Origin of the sequence: Streptomyces sp. NPDC059564 (assembly GCF_042735575.1) — a bacterium.
Lineage (GTDB): Bacteria > Actinomycetota > Actinomycetes > Streptomycetales > Streptomycetaceae > Streptomyces.
The window spans coordinates 1-3,905 of record NZ_JBHWBP010000518.1 but is presented as its reverse complement, the minus strand read 5'-3'; the positions used below and the strand labels follow the sequence as shown (position 1 = coordinate 3,905).

Below are 3,905 nucleotides of genomic sequence, written 5' to 3'. Positions count from 1 at the left end.
AGGGCCTCCACGATGACGCGGGTGCCGAACGCGGTGGCTTCGAGCAGCGCGCGGTAGACGTCCTCGGGGCGGGTCGCGAGGGTGAGACCCACGATGACTCCGGACAGGTGGTGGTCGACGAGGACCGAACGGTTGCCGTTCAGCCAGTCGAGGGCGACCAGTCCGTGGCCGCCGACCGGCTGCCGGGCGGCTTTCCGGGTCAGCAGCGTGTGCAGGTCCTCGCCGCGATCGGCGGCCTCGGCGAGGTAGTCCGACGGGACGCCTTGGTCCAGTACCCAGGCGAAGATGTCGCCGACCGCGCTCTGGCCGGCCTCGTAGCCGTAGGTTCCCTCGACGATCCCGCCGTTGACGACACCGCAGATGCCGGGGACGTCGGCGAGGACGGGGGCGTTCACGACGTGGCAGGTGGAAGTGCCCATGATGGCGAGCAGTTGACCGTCCTCGACGGCCTGGGCCGCCGCTGCGGTGACGTGGGCGTCGACGTTGCCCGCGGCTACGGCGATGCCGGGGCGCAACCCCGTCCACGCCGCTGCCTCGGTGCTGAGCGAGCCCACGCGTGAGCCCAGTGCGGAGAGGGGGAATGCGAGGCGGGTGCGTGCGAAGTCGGCGAACCGGGGGTTCAGCGCGGCCAGGTACTCCTCGCTCGGGTAGGCGCCGTCCTGGTGGATGCCCTTGTACCCGGCCGTGCAGGCGTTGCGGGACTCGGCTCCGGTGAGCTGCCACACGATCCAGTCGGCGGCCTCGATCCACCGCGCGCAGGTTTCGTAGACGAGCGGATCCTCCTCCAAGACCTGGAGGGCCTTCGCGAACTGCCACTCGGAGGAGATCCGGCCGCCGTAGCGGGCGATCCACTTCTCCCCGCGGGCGTGGGCGAGTGCGTTGATGCGGTCGGCATGCGACTGGGCCGCGTGGTGCTTCCACAGTTTGGGCCACGCGTGCGGCCGTGCGGCGAGCTCCGTCTCGGCGAGGGGGGTCCCGTCGGCGAGCGTGGGCAGGACGGTGCACGCGGTGAAGTCGGTGGCGATGCCGATCACCGCGGCGGGATCGACTCCGGCCGCCGCCACGGCTTCCGGGACGGCGTGACGCAGTACGTCCCGCCAGTCCTGGGGGTGTTGCAGGGCCCAGTCCGGAGGCAGTTGCGCACCGCCGTGCGGCAGGTGCCGGTCGATGACGCCGTGCTGGTAGGCGTGGACGGCCGAGGCCAGCTCCTGACCGTCGCGTACCCGTACCACCACGGCGCGGCCCGACAGCGTGCCGAAGTCGACGCCGACCGTGTACTGCTCCGATTCCTCGGAACGCGGGGTGGGCGCGAGGACATGGGGTGACGTCAACAGAGTGCCTTTCGAAGGAGCCGTGGGGCAGCGGTCGGCCCGGCAGGCGGGTGGTGCTCCGTAGTGTGAGCGCTAACAATGTCGATAGGCAAGGGGTTCCGTGCGGATCGCATGTGAGCTCGCCGCGAGCGGGGCGCTGATGCGATCAGCGATCCCACCCCGGCGGGACTCGTGCAGACCCGGCTGTACGGACCAGGGAGACTGTTCGTATCGATCCCGGTGGTCATCGCCCTGGCCGTGCTGGTGATCGCCTTCGTCGTACTGCACCACGCGGGTTTCGGCCGCAACGTGTACGCGTTGGGGACAATGAGGCCTCCGCATGCTTGACGGGTCTTCCGGTGGGCTCCACCGAGATCGCCGTATGCGCCGTCAGCGGTCTGACTGACTCCCGGCTCCTCTGAAAGGTGGCGGTTCGGCTTCCCCCGGCCGGGCCGCGCGGAGGTGTACACGCGCGGCCGTCCGTCGTCGAAGGCGTAACCCGGGGCCATCCCCGGGCGGAGGGGGGTCATCCCCCGAGGGGAGAGCTCCTGCGGGCCGTGCTGGCGCGCACGATGAGCTCGGGCGCCACCACCAGGCGCGTCGACTCGTCGGTCCGGCCCTCGATGTGGTCCAGGAGCAGCCCGATGCTGTCGCGGCCGATCGATGCGAAGTCCTGACGGATCGTCGTCAGCGGGGGCGGGAAGAACTCCGCCTCGGGGATGTCGTCGAAGCCGGCGACGGCCACGTCCTCCGGCGTGCGCAGGCCGGCCTCCCGCAAGGCCCTCAGCACACCGAGGGCCATCTGGTCGTTGGCGACGAACACCGCGGTGAGGCCCGCTCCGCGCCCTCGTGCCGCCCGGACCCGCCCCGCGAGCTGCTGGCCGGCGTGGTATCCCGACAGCGGACTCCAGTCGCCGCGCAGCAGGGGCGGCACCTCGGCGCCGGCCTCGCGCAGCGCGTCCTCCCACCCCTGGGTGCGAGCCTCGCTCTCGAGCCAGTCGGGAGGGCCTGCGACGTGCCACACGGTGGCGTGGCCCGACGCGAGAAGGTGTTCGGTGATCATGCGAGCGCCGAGGTTCTGGTCCAGCGACACCCCCGGCAGGTCCAGGGTGTGGCCGCCTTCCACGGTGACCACGGGGCACGGTGCTTCCACTGCCGCCAGGGCCCTCACCGCGTCGCGTTGGGGAGTGACGGCGACGATCCCCTCCACGCCCCACCCGGCGAGGTGCTGCATGGCTTCGGCGAGGGCTGTCCGCGTGGCGGTCCGGAGTGTGACGGCGGACGTCAGATAGCCGCGTTCCCGAGCCGCCTCTTGAACTCCTGCCACGGTGCTGGCGGGCCCGTGCAGAGTGGTGTTCACCGCGATGACGCCCAGCGTGTGGGTCCGCCGAGTGGCCAGGGCCCGGGCTGCCGAGTTGCGGCGGTACCCCAGCTGCTCGATGACCTGTGTCACGGCGGCGCGGGTCTTGGCGCTGACGTTCGGGTGGTCGCTGAGTACCCGTGAGACGGTCTGGTGGGACACGCCGGCGACGCGCGCGACGTCCGTCATCGTGGGCGCTCGCGAGACGTCTGGTGGCTGGGTCAACGCTCTCCCTCTCCTCCTCGAGCGGCCTTTCTCAAGGTACCGAACCAGCCGCGGCCCGCACGCATCTCGGACCGATCGGGAGATTGTCGACGGGCATCGATGTTGGCGTTCACATTATGCAGCGATGACCGCGCGTTGTGGGCAGGAACCTTCTCGTGCATCTTGAGATCTACGCTTGTTAGCGTTCACAATCTGACGGGGATGGCTGCGGCCGTGCAGCCGCGATGCCTGGCGCGCCCCCCGATCAGTCCAGCCCACTCATGCGCGATCGCGGGGCCTACCGGACTCCGGTCCCGGGAAACCGCCGCGCATGTCGGAGAGACGGTGAGAGCGTAGTGAGCGAGACCCTCCTCAAGGACCTCCGTCGCGAGGTCCTCGCGGCCAACCTGCGCATCCCGGAGGCCGGCCTGGCCGCCCTCACCTGGGGAAACGTCAGCGGAGTGGACCGGGACGCCGGCGTCTTCGTCATCAAGCCCTCCGGGGTCTCGTACGCCGACCTCACCGAGGAGGACCTGGTCGTGGTGGCACTGGAGGACGGGCAGGTCGTCGACGGGCACCTCAGGCCTTCCACCGACACCGAAACCCATCGGTGCCTCTACCGGGCGTTCCCCTCCATCGGCGGCGTCACCCACACGCACTCGACGCACGCAGTCGCCTTCGCCCAGGCCCGCCGCCCGATCCCCGTGCTCGGCACGACACACGCCGACACCTTCAACGGCCCCGTCCCCGTGACGGCGGACCTCACCGCCGAGCAGTGCGCGCAGGACTACGAGTACAACACCGGACAGGTGATCGTCGCCCGGCTCGACGGCGACCCCCATCGGGCCGAGGAGGTCCCCGGAGCGCTCGTCTCACGCCACGGCCCCTTCACCTGGGGCGCCACCGCGAAGGCCGCGCTGGAGAACGCCATCGTCTGCGAGGCCGTGGCGGAGATGGCGCTGCACACGCTTGCGCTCGGGTCCCGCCTCGGGGACGCCTCCGAACCACCGGGGCATCTGCTGGAGCGGCAC

The 3,905-nt window shown here is 70.9% G+C and carries 3 protein-coding genes; 1 reads left to right on the top strand and 2 read right to left on the bottom strand.

Annotated elements, in window-relative coordinates; genetic code table 11:
- Nucleotides 1-1,331: ribulokinase (gene araB, locus ACFV0Q_RS39345; RefSeq protein ID WP_385012619.1), on the bottom strand; the 1,331-nt coding region annotated here is incomplete at its 3' end.
- Nucleotides 1,332-1,836: 505 nt separating this feature from the next.
- Complete coding sequence (locus tag ACFV0Q_RS39340) at nucleotides 1,837-2,859, bottom strand: LacI family DNA-binding transcriptional regulator (RefSeq protein WP_385012621.1); 1,023 nt, start codon at nucleotides 2,857-2,859, stop codon at nucleotides 1,837-1,839.
- A 371-nt stretch (nucleotides 2,860-3,230) separates the two neighbouring features.
- Between ACFV0Q_RS39340 and araD the strand changes: the two genes are divergently transcribed.
- Nucleotides 3,231-3,905: L-ribulose-5-phosphate 4-epimerase AraD (araD, locus tag ACFV0Q_RS39335; protein WP_385012617.1), on the top strand; the 675-nt coding region annotated here is incomplete at its 3' end.

What these genes read in the sequence shown, in the direction of transcription:
- ACFV0Q_RS39340 (WP_385012621.1), bottom strand. Translation starts at nt 2,859, where the DNA reads ATGACGGACGTCGCGCGCGTCGCCGGCGTGTCCCACCAGACCGTCTCA.